Raw genomic sequence first — 20,825 nt, forward strand, 5'->3', positions numbered from 1 at the left:
GGAGTTCACCCATGCCCGGTCCGCGAAGCAAGCCCGAAGCCGAGGACGGCCACGCCGCGCGCCTGGCCGCGCTGGCCGACCGGCTGCGCCGCGCCCAGGCGGCGGAGATCCGCCTGGACGAGAAGCTGCGCCAGCTGCAGGCCGAGCAGGAGGAAAATCGCCGCCGCGCCCGCGAGGAGTTCGGCACGGACGATCCCGACGAGTTACGCCACATCGCCGAGGCGCGGCGGGCCGAGGCAGACTCCATGCTGCGCGAGCTTGAGGCCGCGCTTGACGCCGCGGAGGAAGCGATCGCCCAGGCCACACCCGACGGGGCGGCGCCGCGCTGATGCGCGCCGGCCAGGCCGAGCCCCTGCTGCGCCGCCTCGACGAGGTCCGGCGCGGCTTCGCTGTCCTCGAAGGGCGGCGCGATGCCGTCGCGCGCCGTGCCGCGACGCTGCGCGAGAAGGTCGCCGCCGCCAAGGGGCGGCTCGAAGCCAAGCCCGAGGTGGATGCGCTGCTGGAGGAGATGCAGGAGGCGGGGCATCGCCGCACCCTCGGCTCCTACGAGGCGATGCTCTCGGCCATCGCGCAGGATGTGCTGGGGCCGGGCATCGCCATCCGCCTTTCCCTGAGCACGGAACGCGGCCTGCCGAGCCTGGATATCGAGGCGGAGCAGGATGGGGCGCGCTGCTCCGTGCTGGATGGCTGTGGCGGTTCGCTGAACAACGTGGTCAGCGCCGGGCTGCGCGCTATTGCCACCATGAAGTCAGGGCTGCGGCCCTTCCTGGCGCTGGACGAGGCCGATTGCTGGATCCGCCCCGGCCGCGTCCATCTCTTCTGCCACGTGCTGCGCCGCCTGTCCGAACGCATCGGCATGCAGACGCTCGCCGTGAGCCACCATGACGTGTCGAGCCTGGGCGGCGCCATCGCCATCGTCGGGCTGGAGGCGCGGCGGGATGGCGTCGCGGCGGTCGTCCAGGCCGAGGGTCCGGCCTGGCCGGACGAAGCGACGCGCGGCATCCGTTCCATCCGCCTGGTGAATTTCGGCTCCATCCGCGACGCCACGATCCCGCTTGGCCCAGGCGTCACCGCCATCACGGGCGAGAACAACATCGGCAAGAGCCGCTTCATCCGCGCGCTGCGCTGCGTCTTCTATGGTGGGCCGGAAGGCGGGGACGGCGACATCCGCCACGGTCAGAAGCAAGCGGAGGTGGAGATCGCGCTGGAGCATGGGCGGCGCCTGCTCTGGTCGCGCCGGCCGGGCCGCAATCCGGTGACGCTGTGGACGCTGTTCGAGCGCGACGGCAGCGTGGCGGAGTGGAAGGGGGGCGCCTGCCGCACGGGCGGACGCCTGCCGCCAGATTGGCTACGCGAGGCGCTGGGCTTCGGCCGCGTGGATGAGATGGACTTGCAGGTGTCACGTCAGGCAGCCCCGGTCTTCCTGCTGGGGGAGACGCCGTCGCGGCGCGCCTCCATCCTCTCTCTGGGGCGGGAGAGCGGCTATTTGCGTGGCATGATCGAGCGTCACCGGCAGAATTGCGGTGAGGATTCCGCGCTGGTCCGCCAGGGCGAGGCGGAGCTTGCGGCGCTGGAGCGCGAGGCGGCGCTGTTGGATGCCGTTCTGTCGAGCCGACCGGATCTGGGTTCACTGCGGCAAATCGCGGAAGGCGCCGACGCCCTGGCGCGCGAAGCCGATGCCATCGCCGCGAAGGCGGAAGCGACGGAGGCGCGCGAGGGGGAGATTTCCGCCGCCAGCGCCGCGCTGGGCAGCATGGTGGAACACCTGCGCACGGCGGAAGCCAAGCCTGCGGGCGCCGGCGCGGCGCTGGCCGCCGCCAAAACGGCGCAGGGCCTCTCCGCACGGATCGCCCTCGCCACGAAGGGCGAAGCGTCGCTTTCCGCAGCCGTGGCGGCCTGCGCGCTGTTGCCGGCCGACGCGCCCGCGCTTCCCGACGCAGCTTCGGCCCTTGCAGCCGAGGCGGCGCTGCGGCGCGCGGAGGCGCGGATGCTGGGCATCGAGCAGGCGCGGGTCGCGCTGCGACCGCTTCCGCCTACCTTGCCCGTTCCGCCCAATGCAAAGGGCGCCGAGGCGATGGCGGCGCTGCTGACGCAGGGAATGGAGGAAGCACACGCCACGGGAGTGGCGCTGCGCGAGGCCGCTTCTGCCGTCGCCACGCTGGAACGGGAACGCGAAGAGGCGCTGGCGGAGATGGATGTGTGCCCTGTCTGCGGCGGCGGATTGCTGGCCATGGCGGGGGCGGCATGAGCGGCTTTCCTGTCGTCCCCGCGCGCGGCGTGCTGTTCATCGGCGACGTGCATCTCTGGTCGCGGCGGCCCGGGCGGCGGCTGGATGAGGATTTCGCGGCCTGCGTTCTGGAGAAGCTGCGCTTCGCGCTGGACGCCGCGTCGTCGCGCGACCTCCTGCCCGTTTTCCTCGGCGACATGTTCCACGCGGCGCGCGAGGCGGATGACGGGCTGAAGGCGCGGCTGCTGCGCCTGCTGCTGGCGCAGCCGCGCCGGGCCTGGAGCAATGTCGGCAACCACGACGTCTCGGGGCTTGCGCTGGCGGAGAGCGACAGCCTGTCGCTGCTGCTCGCGGCGGGGGCGCTGCATGCAGTGCCGCAGGGTGGCGCCGGCGTCATCGTGGAAGGCGAGGGGAGGCGCGTTGGTATCGGCTTCACGCCGCATGGGGTGGAAATCCCGGATTGTGTCGCTGGGGCCTTTGGCGATGCGGCGCCGGATGCGACGGTCTGGGTCACGCATCACGATCTGGCCTTCAACGGGCGCTATCCGGGCAGCACGGCGCTGAAGCCGATTGCGGGCTGTCGCCTCGCGCTCAACGGGCACATGCATGTCGGATGCGCTCCGGTGGAAATGGGCGAGACCACCTGGATGAACCCGGGCGCGCTGACGCGCATCAGCGTCACCGAGGCCGTGCATGCGCCTTGCGTCTGGGAGTTGCGCTTCAGCGATTGGGGACTGCGGCGCATCGAGGTACCGCATCGGCGCGATGTCTTCGACCTGACGGGACGGCTGGTGCAGCCGGAGGCGCCGCGCCGCGACGCGGAAGAGGGCGATGCCTTCGACAGCGCCTTCGCCGCGCTGCTGGAAAGCAGCATGATGGATCCGGTGGCGGCGGATGACGGCGCCTTCCTGCGCGAGATGATTGAGGCGCGGCTTGCGGCGGGCGACGTGTCCCCCACGGCGCGGCGCATCGTGCTCGGGCTGCTGGAGGATGCGGCGGGGCGCGGCGCCTCGGGCTAGGCGTCGTTGTCGGCGTGCTGCGGGCGGGTGCCGCGTGCGATGCCGACCTCGCCCGGGCGCAGCGCCTCGAAAGGCATGGCGAGCAGGGCCAGGTCGCGCGGAAGGAAGCCCAGCATCTCGCCGGTTCGGGCGTCCAGCGCCGTTAGCCGCGACAGCGGGCCCAGCGCGTCCATATCCAGCGCCGCCATGATCCCCTGGTTGCGGCAGGCTTCGAGTTCCTCACCCTCCTCCGTGTCCTCGATGTCGGAGTCATCGGGCTCAGGGGTGAAGAGCAGGGGGAGCGGGTCTTCCGCGAGGTGGACCAGCGCCTGGCCGGGCGGAAGGCCGCCATGCGGCGCGGCATCGCTGGCCGTGCCGGAAAGGAGGCGCCACAGGCTGACCTGATCGGGGCGCAGCGCGACCTCGTGCGTCGCGCTTGCGAAGACGAGGAAGCGGCCCTCCTCGGCTGGGACGCGCAGCGTGTCACGCACGCGGTCCAGTTCCGGCGGCGCCAGGATGATGCGCATGGCGGCACCGCCGCGCAGGGAAAGGCTGAGCGTCCAGACGCGCCCGGTAGCATCGGCAGCCTGGGGCTGTCGTGGCACGCCGATTTCGGGAGGAGAGGGAAAAACCTCGTCCAGCGCGCGGCCGAGCGAGGCGGCGATGCGCATGGCGAGGCCGATGCGCGGTGCCTGTGCGCCGCACTCGATACGCTGGATCTGCTGCTGGCTGGTGCGTGCACGGCTTGCGAGGTCGCGCTGGCTCCATCCCAGTCGCTTACGCCATGCCTGCACCCGGTTCGCCATGAATCCTCCCGACACGAATCCGTGTCAGTCGGCGGTTACCATGGTCGAATCCCGTTTCGCAAGAAAAGCGCCCGAAGGCGCTTTTCCCGTGCGTGTCGTGCTGCGCGTGCCGCGTCAGAAAGGCACGTCATCCGCCGCGTCCCACGCGCCGCGTGGTGCGCGGCGCGATGCCGCGGCGCGTGCGCGCGGCTTGGCGGCTGGTGCCGACTCGACCGGAGAAGGCGCCTCCTCTTCCACCTCGCGCGATTCGTCCGCGTTGCCGCGCCCCCCGACGAGGGTGAGTTCGCCGCGGAAGTTCCGCAGCACGATCTCGGTGGTGTAGCGCTCCTGGCCGGACTGGTCCTGCCACTTGCGCGTCTCGAGCTGGCCCTCGAGGTAGACCTCGCTGCCCTTGCGCAGATACCGCTCGGCAATCTCGCCCAGCTTCTCGTTGAAGATCGCCACCGAGTGCCATTCGGTGCGCTCCTGCTGCTGGCCCTCGCGGTCCTTGTAGCGCTCCGACGTCGCCACTCGCAGGTTCACCACCTTGCCGCCATTCTGGAAGTTCCGAACCTCGGGGTCCTTCCCGAGACGACCCAGAATCAGCGCTTTGTTCATACCCGCCATGGGGCTCGCTCCTTCGCCTGGCCGCGGCCCTCATGGGAGGATTCCCTGTCCGCTGCCGACTTCGTTCTTAGCACGCGGCGGCATGTATTGGAACAAAAAAAGAACAAATCTCCACCGACTGCTAGGCAGCTTGGCCCCGGCCCGCCGCGTTTCCACTCCATGAGCGACACGGACAAGGACCGGCCCAAGAAGGCCGAAGAGGAAACCCTAGAGGAACGCGCGGCGGAACTGGAAAAACGCCGCGTCGGCCCTGAGAGCGAGGAGCGCAAGTCGCCGGGCGGTCCGCGCTCCCGCCTCTCGGACGAGATCGAGCCGTCCGGGACCTGAACCGCTTCAGGCTTGCGAAGGCCGGAGGAAGCGCAGGCGCCGCGCTGTCCACTGGCCGAAATCGTCCACCACCACATAGACAGCCGGCACCACGACGAGGCTCAGCAGTGTCGAGGTGACGAGGCCGCCAATCACCACCAGCGCCATGGGCGCGCGGAACTCCGCATCGGCACCAATGCCGGCGGCGATATGCGCCATGCCCGCCGTCATCGCGATGGTGGTCATGATAATCGGCCGGGCGCGCTTGCGCGCCGCCTCGATCAACGCTGCCTCGCGCAGCAGCCCCGCCCGTCGCGCCTCGATCGCGTATTCGACGAGGAGGATGGAGTTCTTGGCGACGATGCCCATGAGCATCAGCACACCGATCACCGCCGAGACGCCCAGCGCCTTCTGCGCCAGCAGCAGCGCCATCAGGGCCCCGCCCAGCGAGAGGGGCAGGGCCGACATGATGGTGAGCGGCTGGAGAAACCCGCCGAAGAGCAGCACGAGGACGAGGTAGATCAGCAGCACGCCGGTCGCGAGCGCCATGACGAAGCCGCTGAACAGCTCGGTCATGATCTCCTTGTCGCCCGTCTCGCGCTCGCGCACGCCGGGGGGGAGGTTCCGCATGATCGGCAGCTGAGCGATGCGCGCCGTTGCCTCGCCCAGCGGCATGCCGTTCAGCTCCGCCTCCACCGTCGCCTGGCGGACACGGTCCAGCCGATCGATCTGGGCCGGGCCAGCGCCGTGGCGGATTTCCGCAACCGCATCGAGCGGGATGGGCATGTCGGCACGACCGGCGACGCGCAGGGCGCGCAAGGAGTCGAGGTCGTTGCGCGCCTCCTCGTCCAGCATCACGCGGATCGGGATCTGCCGGTCGGGCAGGTTGAAGCGGGCGAGGTTCTGGTCCGTGTCGCCAATCGTCGCGATGCGCGCCGTCAGGCCGATGGCGGTGGGCGAGACACCCAGCTCCGCCGCACGCGCCTCGCGCGGGACGATCTGGAGCTCCGGCCGCTCCAGGCTGGCGACGGAGCGCGCACCGGCGAGGCCGGGCACGGTCCGCATCTGTTGCTCCAGCTCGCGCGCCGCGGCGGCGAGCGTCGCCGCATCGTTGCCGATGAGGGTGATGCTGGCCTTGGCGCCGCTCATCCCATCCGCGCCGAAGCGCACCCGCGCGCCGGGGATGGCCTCCAGCTGCGGGCGCAGCTCCGCCTCGAATTGCTGCTGGCTCAGCCGTCGCTCCGCGCGCGGGCGCAGGGTGATGATGAGGTTGGCGTTGCGCGGATCGCCTTGCATGGTGGTGGAGCCCATGCCGGGGCCGCCCACCATGCTCGCCGTGCCGAGCGAGGCGAAGACGGATTCTACCTCCGGCCGTTCGCGTAGGATGCGCGTGGCCTCGGCCACGGCGCGGTCCGTATCGGCCAGCGTGGCACCCGGGGCGAGCTCCATGGCCAGCGCCGAGCGGCCGCGATCGGCCGCGGGCACGAAATCCTGTGGGATCATCGGCACAAGCGCGACCGAAAGGACGAAGAAGGCTGTGGCGCCGCCGAGGGTCAGCCAGCGATGGCGCAGGGACCAGCGCAGCAACGCTATGTAGCGCCGCCCGGCCCAGCCATCGCCCACTTCCTCCGAACGGTGGTCGTTGCGGACGCGAAGCAGGTAGGCGCCCATCAGCGGCGTCAGCAGCCGCGCGACGATGAGGGAGAAGGTGACGGCCGCCGCGACCGTCAGGCCGAACTGGCGGAAGAACTGGCCCGGAATGCCGGGCATGAAGGCGACAGGCACGAAGACCGCGAGGATGGTTGCCGTCGTCGCCACCACGGCGAGGCCGATCTCGGCCGAGGCGTCCAGCGCCGCGCGGAACGGGCCGCGCTCCGGCCGCTCCTTCAGGTGGCGGACAATGTTCTCGATCTCGACGATCGCGTCGTCCACCAGCACGCCCACCACCAGCGTCAGCGCCAGCAGGGTGATGTTGGACAGGGCGTAGCCGAGCCAGGACATGATGAAGAAAGTCGGGATGAGGGAGAGCGGCATCGCGACGCAGGCGATGACCGTCGCGCGCCAGTCGCGCAGGAAGATCCAGACCACGACCACGGCCAGCGCCATGCCGGCCAGCAGCGCCTCCACAGCGGCGTGGTAGCCTGCCTCCACGAAGGCGACGGTGGAGGTGACGCGCTGGATGCGCACGCCCGGGTGCTGCTGTTCCAGGAGGGCGGCGCGGGCCGCCACCTCCCGCGCTACGCGCACCTCCGAGCTGTCGCGGGTCCGCAGCACCTCGAAGGCAACGACGGGCTGGCCGTCCAACCGAGCGGCGGTGCGGATCTCGGCCGTCGCATCCGACACCTCGGCAAGGTCGCCGAGGCGCGCGGTGCGGCCACCAGGGAGGATGATGGGCCGTGCGCGCAGCGCCTCCACCGAGACAGCGGAGCCGAGGGTGCGGATGCTCTGCTCGCTCTCGCCGAGCGTGCCGCGCCCGCCGGGCAGGTTGATGTTGCCGGCGCGAAGCTGGTCGTTCACCTGCGCGGCGGTGATGCCGAGCGCCAACAGCCGGTCGGGCCGCAGGGCGGTGCGGACCTCCCGCTCCACCCCGCCGACGCGGTTCACCTGGCCGACGCCGCGCACGGAAAGCAGCGATTTCGCCACCGTGTCCTGCACGAACCAGGACAGCTCGGCCGGAGACATGTGCGGGGCGGAGACGGTGTAGGTGACGATGGCGCCTCCCGTGATCTCGACGCGCGACACGATGGGGTCGCGGATGGCGGCCGGCAGGTCGGCGCGGATCTGCGCCACCTTGTCGCGCACGTCATTCGCCGCGCGGTCAGGGCTCTTGCCCAGCGCGAACTCGATGATCGTGATGGACATGCTGTCCTGCACGACGGAGTTGATGCGCTTCACGTCGCCCAGTCCGGAGACGGCATCCTCGACGCGGCGCGTCACCTGGGTTTCCAGTTCCGATGGGGCGGCGCCGGGCTGCATGATGGTGACGACCACGGCGGGCAGGTCGAGATCCGGCGTGTTGTTCACCCGGAGGCCCGGAAAGGCGAAGATGCCTGCCACCGTCATCAGCAGGAACAGCACGATGGTGGAGATCGGATTGCGGATCGCCCATCCTGAGATGTTGGAGTGGTCGAGTTGGCGTTCGCTCATCGGGAACCCCCTCAGCGCCCCGCCGACGCGGCCTGCCGCGCGTGCGGCTCAGGCGCGACCCGGACCCGGTCGCCATCAGCCAGGAAGCCGGCGCCCTGCGTGACCACCCGCTCACCCTCGTTCAGCCCTTGCCGGACCTCGACCAGCCCCTCGCGGCGCTGGCCCGTCTCGACCACGCGCTGCGACGCGTTCGCGCTGTTCTCGGCCAGGACGAAGGCCACGGCCCGGCCGCCGCGGAACACCACCGCCTCCTGCGGGACCACGAGGGCGGGGGCGCTGCCGGCGCCGATCTCCGCGCGGGCGAACTGCCCGGCGCGCAGCCCGGCATCAGGCGGCAGCACGACATGGACGGTGCCGAGGCGCGTCGTTCCCTCCACGGTCGGGAAGATGGCGCGGACGCGGCCGGCGACCTCGCGCTCGCCATGGAGGACGCGGACCTCCTGGCCCGGCTGGACGCGGCCGAGCTCAAGCTCCGGCACGCGGGCTTCGAGTTCAAGGCGGTCGTCGCGGATCAGGCGGAACATCTCCTGGCCCGGCTGCACCACGGCGCCCAGCAGGACGGAGCGGCGCGAGACGGTGCCGTTGGTCGGGGCGGCGATGCGGGTCTGGGCGAGGCGGGAGGCGGCCTCGTCGCGCCGGGCGCGGGCGGCGGCGAGGCGCGCCTCGGCTTGGCGGGTCACGGACTGCCGCTGTTCCAGCGTGGCGCGTGCGACGGATTCGGAGCGGGCGAGGTCGGCGGCGCGGCGCTGCTCGGCTTCGGCGATGCGGAGCGCGGCTTCAGCCTCGGACACTGCCGCCTCGGCCTGGGCCAGCAGGGCCTCGGGCACGGAGGGGTCGAGCCGGACCAGGACCTGCCCGGCCCGGACGCGGTCGCCGGGCTCGAAGCCTGCCTCGATCACGCGCAGCCCGCCGGTCTCTACGCCGACCACGAGCTCCTGCCACGCGGCCACGGATCCGTCGCCGATCACCGGGCGCAGCAGGGAGCGGCGCTCGACCGGACGCACGGCAACGGTGAGGGCAGCGGGGGCCTCGGCCAGGGGGGAGGGGGCGGGAGCCTCGGCGAGGCGGTGCGACCAGCCCCACCATCCGCCAGCACCCAGCACCGCCAGGGCGGGGAGCCAGAGCCATGCGCGCCGTCGCCGTGGCAGGGCCGGGACCTGGACCTCGGCGGGGCTGGGGCGTTCAGGGAGGTTGTGGTCGGGCATGGCTCTCTTCGCGCGGAAGGGGGCTTGGCTCCGGCCTCCGCATTCCCCATCTTGGCGTTATTGACCCAATCGTCAATAGAGGAGATGCCCCCCGACGATGTCGCAAGCCAAGGTCTCTTCCCGCCGGCGGCTTCCGCCCGAGGCGCGGCAGCCGCAGTTGCTGGACGCCGCCTTCGAGGAGTTCGCCACGCATGGCTATGCCGGAGCGAAGATGACTGGGGTGGCACAGCGCGCAGGCGTCGCGAAGGGCCTCGTCTATCACTACTACCCCTCCAAGGAGGCGCTGTTCCGCGCGGTGATGCAGGCCTGTCTGGAGCCGGTCTTCGCCGAGGCGGAGCGCGAGGCGACGGGCGAGGACGTGCCGGCTACCGTCATGCTGGAGCGCCTGCTCGACCTCGCCTACTCGGAGCGGGAGGGGCATGAGCGGCAGTGCATCCTGTTCCGCCTCATCATCGCCGAGGGTCCGCGCTTCCCCGAGATCATGGCCTGGTACGAGGAAGCGGTGTTCCGCCGCGCCGTGGCCATCGCCCGTGCCGTCCTGCGGCACGGTGCCCGCCGTGGCGAGTTCGATCCCGTTCTCGCCGGGCAGGAGGGCATGGCCGAGGTGCTGCTGGCCCCTGCGATCATGAGCGAGGTGTGGCGCATGATGCTGGGCGACGAACGCGCGCCGTCGCGCGCGGGGATGCATGCGGCGCAGGCGGCGCTGCTGGCCCGTGCCCTCGCGCCGGGCGGGATGGACGCGAAGCGCAACGGGCGGGATGCTGGCGGCGAAGAGGGGAACGCCGCATGCCACGCTACTCGCCGCGCGACTTCCGCGCGCTGACCTTCCACGATGCCGTTGCAGGATTCCGCGACGGCAAGGACACGCCCCGCGACTACCTGGAACGCTGCCTGGAGGCGATCGCGTCGCGCGAGCCCGAGGTGCGGGCCTGGGTTCGCTTGAACGAGGCGGGCGCGCGTGAAGCGGCGGATGCGAGCACGCAGCGCTGGAAGGCGGGCCGGCCCCTCTCGCCGGTGGATGGAATGCCCATCGGCATCAAGGATTTGCTCGAAACCCGCGACATGCCGACCGAGATGGGCTGCGAGGCGCTGAAGGGGAACTTCCCGAAGCGCGACAACGCCGCCGTCTGGGCGCTGCGCGAGGCTGGCGCGGTGGTGCTGGGCAAGACCGTGACCGCTGAGCTCGGCGGATCGCATCCCGGTCCGACGCGCCACCCCTTCGATTTGGCGCGGACGCCGGGCGGTTCATCCTCCGGCTCGGCGGCTGCCGTCGCGGCGCGGATGGTGCCGGCGGCGATCGGCACGCAGGTCGCGGGCTCGATCATCCGGCCGGCCGCCTATTGCGGCAACTGGGCGCTGAAGCCGAGCCAGGGCGCGATCAGCCGCGGCGAGCGGCAGGCCACCAGCATGAGCACGCACGGCGTCCATGCCGGCTCCGCCGAGGATATGTGGCAGGTGGCGATCGAGATCGCCCAGCGCGCGGGCGGCGATCCGGGGCGCGTGGCGCTGCGTGGCCCCGACACGCCGCCGGTGCCGCGCCGCCCGGCGACCCTTGCGCTGATGGAGGGCGAGGCCTGGCCCCGCTTGGATGCGGCGAGCCGCGCTGTCTTCGAAACGCTGGTGGAGCGGCTGCGCGAGGCGCAGGTGACGGTGCTGCGCGCGAGCGACCACCCGGCGCTAGCCGCCTTCGAGCGTCTGCTGCATGGCGTGCAGGAGATGTGCAACAGCATCACCGGCTGGGAGAATCACTGGGCGCTGCGTGCCCTCATCATGAACCATCCCGATGGGGTGAGTGCGCGGACGAAGGCGACGGTGAAGGCGGCGGAGCAGCTGGGGCCGCAAGGCTACGAGGCGCTGCTTGAGAAGCGCGAGGCGCTGCGCGAGGCGTGGCGCGCTCTGGGACCGATGGCGGAGGCGATCATCGCCCCGGCCTCACCCGGCCCGGCGCCGCTCTGGTCCGGCGACGTGCCGGGAGAGCCCTTGGAGCCGCGCCCGACCGGCGACACGGTGTTCAACACGGTCAGTTCTGCGCTGGGCGCCCCGGTGGTGACGGCGCCGCTGATGGCGGTGGGCGGGATGCCTTTCGGCGTGCAGGTGGTCGGCCCCATGGGGGGCGACGCAGCGGTGACCGCCATCGCCCGCTGGATGGGCGAGGCGGTCGAACCCGTGGAAGGGTAAGGCCTTACTGCGGCTCGATCCCGGCGGCGCGCACCACCGTCGCCCAGCGATCCACCTCCGCGCGCACCATCTCGCGCAGCGCCTCCGGCCCCTGTCGGTCCCGTGCGGCGGGGATGGAGCCCAGATCCTCGATGCGGCGGCGGATGGTGGGGTCGGCGAGGGCGGCGCGCAGCGCCTGGTCCAGCCGCTCCACCACCGGCGCGGGGGTGCCGCGCGGGGCGAAGACCGCGTTCCATCCCTGGAAGATGTAGTCGGGCACGCCCGCCTCGCGGGCGGAGGGGACGTTCGGCGCGTTTGGATTGCGCTCGGCGGCGGCGGTGAGCAGGCCGCGCATCGTACCCGACTGGATCTGCGGCACGGCGGCGGGGGCCAGCAGGCAGGCGCTGTCCACCTGCTGCGCCACCACGTCGTTCAGCGCGGGGCCCTCGCCGCGATAGGGGATGTTGTTCATCCGCACCCCCGTTAGATGCGCGAAGAGCGCGCAGGCGAGGTGGTTGGTCGAGCCGATGCCGGCATGACCGTTGGAGACGCGGCCCGGATTCTCTCGCACATGGGCGAGGAACTCCTGCATCGTGTTCACCGGCAGCCCGTTCCGCACCACGAAGAAAAGCGGCGTGCCGGCGATCAGCCCGATGGGCTGCAACTCGCGAGGGTCATACTGGATGGAGCGGTAGATGGACGGTGCTGCCGAGTGGCTGCCGAGGCTGCCGACCGTCAGGGTATAGCCGTCCGGCGCGGCCTGGGCGCCCCGCGCCCCGCCAATCGTTCCGCCTGCGCCTGAGACGTTCTCCACCATCACGCGCTGGTTTAGCGTGCGCGCCATGTGGTCGGCCACGATGCGCGCCAGCACGTCGGTGGCGCCGCCAGGGGCGAAGACCACCAGCATGGTGATGGCGCGGTTGGGGAAATCCTGCGCGCGTGCGCCGGGAGCGCACGCCAGCAGGGCCACCAGCACGGCGGCGAAAAGACGCTTCATCCCAGTCCTCCCGATTCTCGTAGTCCTTGGCGCAGGGCCAAAAGCTCGCGCGTTTCGAAGAGCGAACCGCCTTTCGCATGGCGAGGTCAAGTGTATATCATGGCGAAATGCGATTCATGCCGAAGCTGAGCACGCCATGACCGACGGGAAGGATCCCTACCTCCTCGCCTCGCTTCATCGGGGACTGGAAGTCATCGACTGCTTCGCGCGCCGGCAATCCTGGTCTCTGGCGGAGCTTTCGTCGGCGCTGGGCCAGAACAAGGCGACGGTCTTCCGCGTGCTGCATACGCTGGAGCAGTTCGGCTATCTGACGAAGGATCCCGCCACGGGGCATTACTCGCTGGGGCTGCGTTTCCACGCGTTGGGCGCGGCGGCGGTGCGGCACGAGCAGCTGCGCTGGCAGGCCCTGCCGCCGCTGCAGGATCTCGCGGAAGCGACGGGCGAGACGGTGCATGTCGGCATCCTGCACGACGGCGTCGCGGTGACGGTGCAGATCGTCGAGGGCACGCACGCGGTGCGGATGCATTCGGTGGTGGGCAAGCGCAGCCCCGCCCATGCCAGCGCGCTGGGCAAGGTGCTGCTGGCCTTCCTGCCGGATGCGGAGGTGGAGGCCGCGATCGCCGCGCACGGCCTGAAGCGCTTCACCGCCGCGACCCTCACCACGCCCGGCGCGCTGCGCGAGGCGCTGCATCGCATCCGCCAGGACGGCTTCGCCCAGGACGAGGAGGAACAGGAGGTGGGGCTGCGCTGCATCGCCGTGCCCATCACCGATCACACCGGCCGGCCCACTGCCGCGCTCGCTATCTCGGCCCCTGCCTCGCGCATGGACGGGGCGCGCGTCGCCGCGCTTGTGCCGCAGGTGAAGGCCAGCGCCTCGCGCATCTCGCGCATGCTCGGCAGCCCTACGATGGCCGCCGCCTGAACAAGCTTATTCGGGAGGAAACGACAATGGACGGAAGCAACCGCCAGGCGCTGATGAACGGCGCCGACATCATTGTGGACCATCTGGTGAAGCAGAAGGTCCCCTACCTGTTCGGTCTGTGCGGCCACGGCATCACCGGCTTCATGGATGCGGCCTTCAAGTCACAGAACCGCATCAGGACGGTCTCAACCCATCACGAGCAGACGGCGGGCCACATGGCCGACGCCTATTACAAGGTGCGCGGGGAGCCGGTGGCGACCTTCACCTCCTGCGGGCCGGGCTCGGCCAATATCGTCATGGCGCTGGCCGCGGCGATGATGGATTCCTCCGCCTTCCTGGCAATCACCGGCAATGTGCCGACGGGGCAGTTCAACCGTGGACCGTTCCAGGAGACGGGGCGGCATTTCCAGGGCGACTTCCCCTCCGTGGTGCGGCCCTACGTCAAGCGCTCCTTCCAGCCGACGCGGGCGGACATGGTGCCGCTGGCGGTCACCCAGGCCTGGGATCTGCTGACATCGGGCCGGCCGGGGCCGGTGAATCTCGACGTGCCGCTCAACGTCTTCGTCGAGGAGACGAGCGTGCGGGCCGAGGGCACGGCGACGCCGGTCATCAACGGGACGCCGGGCAATCCGAAGGCGCTCTCAGCGGCGTTGGATGTGCTGCTGGCGGCGAGGCAGCCGGTCATCATCGCGGGGCAGGGCGTGCTGCTGGGCAAGGCGAGCGAGGCACTGGTGGCCTTCGCGGAGCGCACGCGCATCCCGGTCGTCACCAGCCCAAACGGCAAGGGCGCGATCCCCGACCGGCACGCGCTGGCCTTCGGCGCCATCGGCCGCAATGGCGCCTATGCGGCGAATGACGCCACCAAGAATGCCGACGTGATCCTCGCCATCGGCTTCTCCTTCGATGATCGCGCGACCAGCGCCTGGCTCGATGGCTACACGCTGTCCGTGCCGCCTTCGCGCCTCATCCAGATCGACATCGACCCCTCGGAGATCGGCCGCAACTATCCGGCGGAGTTCGGCATCCTCGGCGACGCGAAGGCCAGCCTGGAGATGCTGGTCGAGATGGCAGAAGGGCGCATCGTAGGCGGGCGCGACAGCATGGCGCCTTGGCTGGGGCGGCTGGAGAAGGGGCGGGCGGTATGGCGCGAATACCAGTCCGGCCTCGCGGAAAGCGACCAGATGCCGCTGCGGCCCGAGCGGCTGATGCGCGCTCTTTCGCGCGCCGTGCCGGAGGATGCGGTGGTCGCTTCCGACGTCGGGGTGCACCACAACTGGATCATCCAGCTGATGGACACGCTGCGCCCGCGCCACCTGATCCATTCCTGGGGCTTCGCGGCGATGGGCTTCGCGACCTCCGGCATCCTGGGCGCGAAACTGGCGGCGCCGGACCGGCCCTGCGTGGCGGTGGTCGGAGACGGCTCCTTCCTGATGACGCCGCACGCTATGGCGACGGCGGTGGAATACGACATTCCCGTGGTTTGGGTGGTGTGGAACAACCACGGCTATGGCTCGATCCGCGACATCCAGCACGGCATGTTCGGCGGTCGGGAACTGGCGACGGCCTTCGAGATCCAGCGCACCGGAGAGTCCTACAGCCCGGATTTCGCGATGATGGCGAAGTCCTTCGGTGTGCCGTCGCACCGCGTGACCCACGCGGGAGAGGTGGAGGACGCGATTCAGACGGCCATCAAGGCCAACCGACCCTACCTGGTGGAAGTGCCGGTGGACCGCGACATCCGGCCGATCGGCACGGGGTCGTGGGACCTGCCGCCGCTGCCGCCGCCGGAGCCGAACTTCCTGAAGGCGCTGGCGGCGCGCGGGCTGAGCATCTAGCCGAAGCCGTAGAGCCGCGCGGGATTGTCGCGCAGGATGGCGTCGCGCTGCGCGCCATCCGGCACCCATTCCGCCAGCAGGTCCAGCAGCGCGCCGTCATTCGGCATGGCGCGGTACTGCGCGACGTGGGGCCAGTCGCTGCCCCACAGGATGCGCTCCGGCGCGGCCTTCACCACGCGATGCGCCATCTCCGTGACGTCCGCATAGGGCAGGGTGGATTCGGCGGAGATGCGGTAAGGGCCGGTCAGCTTCACCCAGAACAGCCCGTCCTGCAGCATCGCCAGGAACTCGCGGAAGCCGGGATGCCCGGCGCCGCCGCGCGCGACCTTGGTGTACCCCGCATGGCCGATCGTGACGGGCACCCGCACCGACTGCGCCAGCTCGCGCAGCGTGGCCGGGTCCTCCTCCACATGCACCAGCAGCTCGACGTGCCAGCCCAGGGGACGGATGCGGTCCGCCACGCCGCCTAGCGCTGCGAGCGAGCGAAAGGGCATGCCGCCCTTGTCCACGAGGTTCACGCGGATGCCGCGTGCGCCCTTTGCGTGCATGGCTTCAAGCTCGTGCTGCGTCACATCCTCGCCGACTGCGACGATGGCTCGCAGCCGGTCGGGATGGGCAGCGGCGGCGTCCAGAACGGCACGGTTGTCCGTGCCGTGGACGCTGGCCTGCACCACCACGCCGCGCGAGAGTCCCAGCGCGTCGTGCAGGGCGAGGAGCCGGTCCACGCCATTATCCGGCGGGGTGTAGCCTCGCGTGGCTTGGTAGGGGTATCGCGCGGCGTCGAAGACATGGGCATGCGTGTCGCAGGCGCCTTCAGGCACGCGCAGCCTGGGACGGTGCGGCGAAGGGTCGGGGCCCAGGCAGGCGGGAATCTCGTCATCCGGCGTCATTTCGTCCCTCCCTTCGCTTGCTGCGCGCGAGGGTGCTTCGGGCGCGGCGGGACGGCAAGCACCGCGCGGCTTTCCGGGCGCCGCGCGATCCGTGAGAATGGGCCCATGCGACGGATCATGAATTTGCGCGCCGTCCTGGCGATCTGCCTGCTCTCGGGGCTGCTGGCGGGCTGCGCGGGTGCGCGCGACACGCCGGGGCGCGCTCTCTCCGATCGGCTTTGCGCGCCGCGCACCGCCGCACCCTGGACTCCAGAGGAGCAGGCGCCCTTCCTCCCGCGCGCGGAGTTCGACCGCGTGGCCACGCGCATGGAGCGGCTCGGGCTTTCCCGTCGCGGCGTGGAGGTGGCGGAGGTGATCGGCGCACTGCCCGCGCTGGAACGGCTGGAGGCGGCACGCGGCGAGGATTCGCGCTTCCGGGCGCGGCAGGCGGTGGTGAATCGCGTCCTCCTCGCCTCGCTCGACGTGGCGGGGCTGATGGCGGAGCTGGATTGCGAGGAGGAGCGCAGCGACCAGTTGCGGGAGAGGCTGCAGCGCGTCGAGGCGCGGCGGGCGAGGCGGCTCAACCTCGCTTCCATCATGATCGGCGCGGCGACGGCGGTGGCGACGGGTGGGCTTTCCCTGGCGGGGGCGGGAACGGCGGGCGACATCGTCGGCATCGTGGGCGGCTCGGCGGGGGCAGCGACGGCAGGCTCCGTGCTGTTCGGCGCGCCTTCCGGCGAGTTCCGCACCGAGCGCAACCTGCTGCGCGAGGTCTGGGAGCCGCCGCCGCGTCCCGCCTTCATCCCACCTGCCGCATGGCGCCACCTGACCCGCCCAGGCGATGACGGGCGATCCATCGCCGAGCGCCTTGTCGCGGAATGGCGGGCGGATGAACGCCTTTCCGGCCCGCAGCGTGAGGCGCGGATGCGCCTGCTGCTCGGTGGTGGCGGAGCCTACACGGTGGAGGAGTTGGAGCTGCGCGAAGGCAGCCTGGACCTGCTGGAGGCGAGCGTGGCGCTGATGAACCAGGATCTACGCCTGCTGCTCGGCGAGTTGCTGGCACGGAACTGAGGCGGGGTACGCGGCCGGTCGGTGATGTGTTATACGATATATCACACACTGAACGAACCGAGGAAACGCGATGCCCGTTCCGCCCCTGCTGACCGAACCCGTGCCTGCGCCAGACGCCATCGCTTCCGTGCTGCAGGAGGCGGGCATCGACATGGTGTTCGGCATCTCGGGCGGGCATACGGGCACCGTCTTCGCCGCGCTGTCGCGCTGCCAGAACGCCATCCGCACCGTGCTGGTGCGTGAGGAGTCACTCGCGGGCGTGATGGCCGAGGTCTATGGGCGTCTGACCGGGCGACCGGGGGTAGTGCTGGGGCAGGGGCCCTGGGTGCTGGGCAACGGGCTGATCGGCACGATCGAAGCATTCCTGTCCAGCACGCCCATGCTGCTGCTGACCGATTTCAGCGACACGCCGCCTTATTCGCTGCACGGCCCCTATCAGTCCGGCACGGGCGACTATGGTTCCTGGGATGCGCGGCGGGCCTTTGGCGGCGTCACCAAGCAGGTCTTCTCGGCGCTGGAGCCGGGCCAGGCGGTGCAGGCGACGCAGCTGGCGATCAAGCACGCGACGGCGGGGCAGCCCGGGCCGGTCGCGGTGCTGCTTTCCATCGCCGCCCTTTCGGGGCAGGTGGGGCCAGAAACGCGGCCGCGCCTCTACCCCACCTCGCATTACCTGCCGCCCCGGGCGGGCGGCGCGCCGGAGGCGGCGCTACACGAGGCTGCGCGAGCTATCGCGGCGGCGCAGCGGCCAGTGATCGTCGCCGGGAACGGCGTGCGGATCGCCCGCGGCTTCGCCCCGCTGCAGGACCTAGCAGAGCGGCTGGGCTGCCCGGTGGTGACGACGCCCTCGGGCAAGGGCGTGCTGGCGGAGACGCATCCGCTCGCGCTCGGCGTCTTCGGCACCTACGGCACGGCGGCGGCCAATGCCTGCGCGGCGGAAGCCGATCTCGTGCTGGTGGTGGGATCGAAGCTGACGGCATCCGACACGGCACGGGAGAACACGGCGCTGCTCGACCCCGGGCGGCAGGTCTTCGTGCAGGTGGATGTGGAACCGCGCAACGCCGCCTGGACCTTTCCGGCGGAGCACCAGCTTCTGGGTGATGCCGGGGTGGTGATGCAGCAGCTCTGCGGCGCCCTGCCCGAGCGGGACCGCGCGGCGGGCGAGGCGCGGGTGGCGGCGCACCGCGCGGCGCACGGGTATTTCGATGGGCCTGGCTACGCGGCAGCGGACGCGCCGGTTCATCCGCAGCGCATCATCGGCGCGCTGCACAAGGTTCTGCCCGAGGATGCACTGATCACCTGCGACGCGGGCGAGAATCGCATCTTCATGATGCATCTGTTCCAGACCCGCGCCCCCGGCACCTTCATCCAGGCGGCGGGGGCGGGGCCGATGGGCTTCGCCATCCCGGCCGCGCTGGCGGCGAAGCTGGTGCATCCGGATCGCGTCGTGGTGGCGGTGTGCGGCGATGGCGGCTTCGCCATGACCATGAACGGGCTGATGACCGCCATCGAGCACGACCTGCCCATCGTCGTGATCGTGTTCAACAACAGCGCCCTGGGCTGGTCGCTCCATTCGCGCGGACCCTTCGCGGCGGAGTTCAAGGATTTCGATCATGCCGCCATCGCTTCGGCGATGGGCTGCGCCGGGTTCCGCGTCGAGCGGCCGGAGGAGCTGGAGCCGGCCCTGGAGGCGGCGCTGGCGGCGGGGCGCCCAGCGGTGGTGGATGTGCGGACCTCGCTCGCCACCTCCTACATCGACATGACCTCGCCGCTTGCGAAGGGCTGAAGGGGACGGCACATGGCGCCATGGCTCGCATCATCCCGACGACGCGAAGAAGCCGCGTGAGCGCCGCGAAACCGGCGCCGCGGGCGCTCGACCCCATCGGCCGGCGCAACCTTGGCACGCTCGCCTATGAGAAGCTGCGCAAGGCGCTGACCACGGGCGAGTTGCGCCCCGGAGAGAGGCTGAACGGGCGCGACCTCGCCATGCGACTCGGAACGAGCCTGACGCCGGTGCGCGAGGCACTGCTGCAGCTCACCGCCGAGGGCGCGCTGGAGATGCAGGCCGGGCGCTACTTCACCGTGCCCATGCTGACGCGCGCCGCCTATCTGGAGCTGCGCGAGCTTCGCATGGCGATGGAAGGGATGGGGGCGGAGCGCGCTGCGGAGCGGATCACGCAGTCTGGCCTCAACCGGCTGGCGCAGGTGCATGAGAAGTTGATGCAGGCCAAGGCGAAGGAAGACTTCACTGCCGCGCTGCGCTGGAACGAGGAGTTCCACCTGCTTCTCGCCGGAGCGGCGGGAATGCCGCGCCTGCTGAAGCTGGTGGAGGGGCTGTGGTCGCAGAGCGGACCCTTCCTCAACTACCTCTTCGACAGCGCCGGAGCGACGGTGCCCGACCCGCACCCGCATGTCCTGGTCCTCAAGGCGCTGCGCGAGCGGGACGGGGTGGCGGCGGCGACGGCCATCCGGCGGGACATCCTGGAAGGCGGCGCGAAGCTCTTGCCGCACCTCGCGGAACAGCCGGACGAGGCTCAGGGCGCAGTGGGCCGGTCCCGCCCCTAGCCCCGCGTGGGAGGCAGAGGAGCCGCCTCGTCGGGGTCATGGTCCGCGCGGAGATTCTGCTCGGGCTCGGCGGAACCGGATGTGGCTTCCGGTCCAGGCGAAGCTTCGACCGATGGCAGCGGGCCAGGGTCCCGCCCGCCGGCAAAGCGCACCAGCGAGGCCACGCGGTCCTCGATGGGCGGGTGGGTGGCGAACCAGCCCGCGCCGCGCGACAGCGCCGCGTCGTGCAGGAACAAGGCGCGCACCTGGTCCGGGATCTTCGGCATTTCGGGACGCTGTGCGACCTTTCGCAGGGCGGAGATCATCGCATCCGCGTCCTGCGTCATCTCCACCGCGCCGGCATCCGCCAGGTATTCGCGGTTCCGGGACAGCGCCATCCGCAGCACGACGGCGAGCAGATGCGCGAGCGCCGCGATCACGACGGCAATCGCGATCAGCGCCAGCGCAGCACCCCCGCCCTTTCCGCCGCGGGAGGATGAGGAGCGCTGCTTCCGGTCCCCGTCGCGCCCCCAATCCAGCAGGCGCAGGGCGCGCCACACCGGGTCCGTCACCAGGGTGATGACGCCAACGAAGACCGCGGCGATCACGCCGAGCCGGGCATCGCCATTGCGGATATGGCTGAGCTCATGCGCAAGGACGGCCGAAAGCTCGCGGTCATCCAGGGCCTGCATCAATCCGCGTGTCACGGTCACCGAGGCCTGCTGGCGGGTCAGCCCCGCCGCATAGGCGTTGCGCGCCTCAGTCTCGATGATGGCAAGGCGCGGCATGGGCATGCCACGGCTGATGCAGAGCGCCTCGGTCAGTCGCCACAGACGGGGTTCCTGCCTTGCATCCGTGATACGCCGCGCCCCGGTGATGAGGTCCAGGATACGCGTATGCGCGAACCAGGCGATGGCGAACCAGAGAAGCGCCAGCACCAGGGCAGCCGGGATGACGGCGGGCAGGAGCGTGGCCGCGCGGCGCAACCCTTCGGTCACGGTCGGCGCTTCGCTGGCCGCGAGCAGCAGCGCGAGGGCATAGCCCATCGCCGTCAGCAGGACCGGAAAGCCCGCCAGCAGGAGGATGGAGCGGAGCGCCGTGTTCCAGGCATGGGTGCGGAGCCCGAATGTCTGCATGG

Annotated in this window: 18 protein-coding genes; 11 read left to right on the top strand and 7 right to left on the bottom strand. The window is 70.9% G+C overall.

Translation table 11 applies throughout. The features are described 5' to 3' along the window. Window positions 1-11: 11 nt before the first annotated feature. Genes JTJ31_RS11275 through JTJ31_RS11285 form a run of 3 tightly spaced genes read left to right on the top strand, consistent with a single transcriptional unit; the run spans window position 12 to window position 3,246 of the window. The gene (locus JTJ31_RS11275) at window positions 12-329 is read left to right on the top strand and encodes a hypothetical protein (RefSeq protein ID WP_207538759.1); all 318 of its coding nucleotides are present in this window, start codon (window positions 12-14) and stop codon (window positions 327-329) included. Further along, window positions 329-2,248, top strand: coding sequence for an AAA family ATPase (locus JTJ31_RS11280; RefSeq protein ID WP_207538760.1), 1,920 nt, complete (start codon window positions 329-331; stop codon window positions 2,246-2,248). Before JTJ31_RS11275 ends, JTJ31_RS11280 begins: the two co-directional genes overlap by 1 nt. Next, complete coding sequence (locus JTJ31_RS11285; RefSeq protein ID WP_207538761.1) at window positions 2,245-3,246, top strand: metallophosphoesterase family protein; 1,002 nt, start codon at window positions 2,245-2,247, stop codon at window positions 3,244-3,246. Before JTJ31_RS11280 ends, JTJ31_RS11285 begins: the two co-directional genes overlap by 4 nt. On the opposite strand, the gene JTJ31_RS11290 is transcribed toward JTJ31_RS11285, so the two are convergent. Next, window positions 3,243-4,031: a helix-turn-helix transcriptional regulator gene (locus tag JTJ31_RS11290; RefSeq protein ID WP_207538762.1), complete on the bottom strand. Its 789-nt coding sequence runs from the start codon at window positions 4,029-4,031 to the stop codon at window positions 3,243-3,245. The two genes, JTJ31_RS11285 and JTJ31_RS11290, sit on opposite strands and share 4 nt — an antisense overlap. A gap of 114 nt (window positions 4,032-4,145) precedes the next feature. Next, window positions 4,146-4,637, bottom strand: coding sequence for a single-stranded DNA-binding protein (gene ssb, locus JTJ31_RS11295; protein WP_207538763.1), 492 nt, complete (start codon window positions 4,635-4,637; stop codon window positions 4,146-4,148). A gap of 159 nt (window positions 4,638-4,796) precedes the next feature. Between ssb and JTJ31_RS11300 the strand changes: the two genes are divergently transcribed. Beyond that, window positions 4,797-4,964: a hypothetical protein gene (locus JTJ31_RS11300; protein ID WP_207538764.1), complete on the top strand. Its 168-nt coding sequence runs from the start codon at window positions 4,797-4,799 to the stop codon at window positions 4,962-4,964. 6 nt (window positions 4,965-4,970) lie between these two features. On the opposite strand, the gene JTJ31_RS11305 is transcribed toward JTJ31_RS11300, so the two are convergent. Together JTJ31_RS11305 and JTJ31_RS11310 are read right to left on the bottom strand one after the other, a co-directional pair. After that, the gene (locus tag JTJ31_RS11305; RefSeq protein WP_207538765.1) at window positions 4,971-8,090 is read right to left on the bottom strand and encodes an efflux RND transporter permease subunit; all 3,120 of its coding nucleotides are present in this window, start codon (window positions 8,088-8,090) and stop codon (window positions 4,971-4,973) included. Window positions 8,091-8,101: 11 nt separating this feature from the next. After that, window positions 8,102-9,295, bottom strand: coding sequence for an efflux RND transporter periplasmic adaptor subunit (locus tag JTJ31_RS11310; protein ID WP_207538766.1), 1,194 nt, complete (start codon window positions 9,293-9,295; stop codon window positions 8,102-8,104). Window positions 9,296-9,392: 97 nt separating this feature from the next. Here JTJ31_RS11310 and JTJ31_RS11315 point away from each other — a divergent pair, with 97 nt between their 5' ends. After that, window positions 9,393-10,118, top strand: a complete 726-nt coding sequence (locus tag JTJ31_RS11315; protein WP_207538767.1) for a TetR/AcrR family transcriptional regulator — start codon at window positions 9,393-9,395, stop codon at window positions 10,116-10,118. Beyond that, window positions 10,082-11,473: an amidase gene (locus JTJ31_RS11320; protein ID WP_207538768.1), complete on the top strand. Its 1,392-nt coding sequence runs from the start codon at window positions 10,082-10,084 to the stop codon at window positions 11,471-11,473. Before JTJ31_RS11315 ends, JTJ31_RS11320 begins: the two co-directional genes overlap by 37 nt. A gap of 4 nt (window positions 11,474-11,477) precedes the next feature. Here the strand turns inward: JTJ31_RS11320 and JTJ31_RS11325 are convergent, their stop codons facing one another. Then, the gene (locus JTJ31_RS11325; protein WP_207538769.1) at window positions 11,478-12,449 is read right to left on the bottom strand and encodes a Bug family tripartite tricarboxylate transporter substrate binding protein; all 972 of its coding nucleotides are present in this window, start codon (window positions 12,447-12,449) and stop codon (window positions 11,478-11,480) included. A 136-nt stretch (window positions 12,450-12,585) separates the two neighbouring features. On the opposite strand from JTJ31_RS11325, the gene JTJ31_RS11330 reads away from it, so the two are divergent. Together JTJ31_RS11330 and JTJ31_RS11335 are read left to right on the top strand one after the other, a co-directional pair. After that, on the top strand, window positions 12,586-13,371 hold the full coding sequence (locus tag JTJ31_RS11330; RefSeq protein WP_207538770.1) for an IclR family transcriptional regulator: 786 nt from the start codon (window positions 12,586-12,588) through the stop codon (window positions 13,369-13,371). 26 nt (window positions 13,372-13,397) lie between these two features. Beyond that, window positions 13,398-15,206, top strand: coding sequence for a thiamine pyrophosphate-binding protein (locus JTJ31_RS11335; RefSeq protein WP_207538771.1), 1,809 nt, complete (start codon window positions 13,398-13,400; stop codon window positions 15,204-15,206). Here the strand turns inward: JTJ31_RS11335 and JTJ31_RS11340 are convergent. After that, the gene (locus JTJ31_RS11340; RefSeq protein ID WP_207538772.1) at window positions 15,203-16,096 is read right to left on the bottom strand and encodes an amidohydrolase family protein; all 894 of its coding nucleotides are present in this window, start codon (window positions 16,094-16,096) and stop codon (window positions 15,203-15,205) included. The genes JTJ31_RS11335 and JTJ31_RS11340 overlap by 4 nt on opposite strands. A 105-nt stretch (window positions 16,097-16,201) precedes the next feature. On the opposite strand from JTJ31_RS11340, the gene JTJ31_RS11345 reads away from it, so the two are divergent. The 3 genes from JTJ31_RS11345 (at window position 16,202) to JTJ31_RS11355 (ending at window position 19,708) form a co-directional block, all read left to right on the top strand. After that, on the top strand, window positions 16,202-17,146 hold the full coding sequence (locus JTJ31_RS11345; RefSeq protein ID WP_207538773.1) for a hypothetical protein: 945 nt from the start codon (window positions 16,202-16,204) through the stop codon (window positions 17,144-17,146). A gap of 70 nt (window positions 17,147-17,216) precedes the next feature. Continuing rightward, window positions 17,217-18,929 (top strand): thiamine pyrophosphate-binding protein, encoded by a 1,713-nt coding sequence (locus JTJ31_RS11350; protein ID WP_207538774.1) that lies wholly within the window; start codon window positions 17,217-17,219, stop codon window positions 18,927-18,929. 56 nt (window positions 18,930-18,985) lie between these two features. Then, window positions 18,986-19,708, top strand: a complete 723-nt coding sequence (locus JTJ31_RS11355; RefSeq protein ID WP_207538775.1) for a GntR family transcriptional regulator — start codon at window positions 18,986-18,988, stop codon at window positions 19,706-19,708. Here the strand turns inward: JTJ31_RS11355 and JTJ31_RS11360 are convergent. Continuing rightward, window positions 19,705-20,823, bottom strand: coding sequence for a M48 family metallopeptidase (locus JTJ31_RS11360; protein WP_207538776.1), 1,119 nt, complete (start codon window positions 20,821-20,823; stop codon window positions 19,705-19,707). The two genes, JTJ31_RS11355 and JTJ31_RS11360, sit on opposite strands and share 4 nt — an antisense overlap. Window positions 20,824-20,825: the final 2 nt, after the last annotated feature.

The sequence above is a fragment of the Sabulicella rubraurantiaca genome (assembly GCF_017355885.1).
GTDB lineage: Bacteria > Pseudomonadota > Alphaproteobacteria > Acetobacterales > Acetobacteraceae > Roseococcus > Roseococcus rubraurantiacus.

Coding starts and splice junctions, on each gene's coding strand:
- JTJ31_RS11275 (WP_207538759.1), top strand. CDS start 12: ATGCCCGGTCCGCGAAGCAAGCCCGAAGCCGAGGACGGCCACGCCGCG.
- JTJ31_RS11280 (WP_207538760.1), top strand. CDS start 329: ATGCGCGCCGGCCAGGCCGAGCCCCTGCTGCGCCGCCTCGACGAGGTC.
- JTJ31_RS11285 (WP_207538761.1), top strand. CDS start 2,245: ATGAGCGGCTTTCCTGTCGTCCCCGCGCGCGGCGTGCTGTTCATCGGC.
- JTJ31_RS11290 (WP_207538762.1), bottom strand. CDS start 4,031: ATGGCGAACCGGGTGCAGGCATGGCGTAAGCGACTGGGATGGAGCCAG.
- ssb (WP_207538763.1), bottom strand. CDS start 4,637: ATGGCGGGTATGAACAAAGCGCTGATTCTGGGTCGTCTCGGGAAGGAC.
- JTJ31_RS11300 (WP_207538764.1), top strand. CDS start 4,797: ATGAGCGACACGGACAAGGACCGGCCCAAGAAGGCCGAAGAGGAAACC.
- JTJ31_RS11305 (WP_207538765.1), bottom strand. CDS start 8,090: ATGAGCGAACGCCAACTCGACCACTCCAACATCTCAGGATGGGCGATC.
- JTJ31_RS11310 (WP_207538766.1), bottom strand. CDS start 9,295: ATGCCCGACCACAACCTCCCTGAACGCCCCAGCCCCGCCGAGGTCCAG.
- JTJ31_RS11315 (WP_207538767.1), top strand. CDS start 9,393: ATGTCGCAAGCCAAGGTCTCTTCCCGCCGGCGGCTTCCGCCCGAGGCG.
- JTJ31_RS11320 (WP_207538768.1), top strand. CDS start 10,082: ATGCCACGCTACTCGCCGCGCGACTTCCGCGCGCTGACCTTCCACGAT.
- JTJ31_RS11325 (WP_207538769.1), bottom strand. CDS start 12,449: ATGAAGCGTCTTTTCGCCGCCGTGCTGGTGGCCCTGCTGGCGTGCGCT.
- JTJ31_RS11330 (WP_207538770.1), top strand. CDS start 12,586: ATGACCGACGGGAAGGATCCCTACCTCCTCGCCTCGCTTCATCGGGGA.
- JTJ31_RS11335 (WP_207538771.1), top strand. CDS start 13,398: ATGGACGGAAGCAACCGCCAGGCGCTGATGAACGGCGCCGACATCATT.
- JTJ31_RS11340 (WP_207538772.1), bottom strand. CDS start 16,096: ATGACGCCGGATGACGAGATTCCCGCCTGCCTGGGCCCCGACCCTTCG.
- JTJ31_RS11345 (WP_207538773.1), top strand. CDS start 16,202: ATGCGACGGATCATGAATTTGCGCGCCGTCCTGGCGATCTGCCTGCTC.
- JTJ31_RS11350 (WP_207538774.1), top strand. CDS start 17,217: ATGCCCGTTCCGCCCCTGCTGACCGAACCCGTGCCTGCGCCAGACGCC.
- JTJ31_RS11360 (WP_207538776.1), bottom strand. CDS start 20,823: ATGCAGACATTCGGGCTCCGCACCCATGCCTGGAACACGGCGCTCCGC.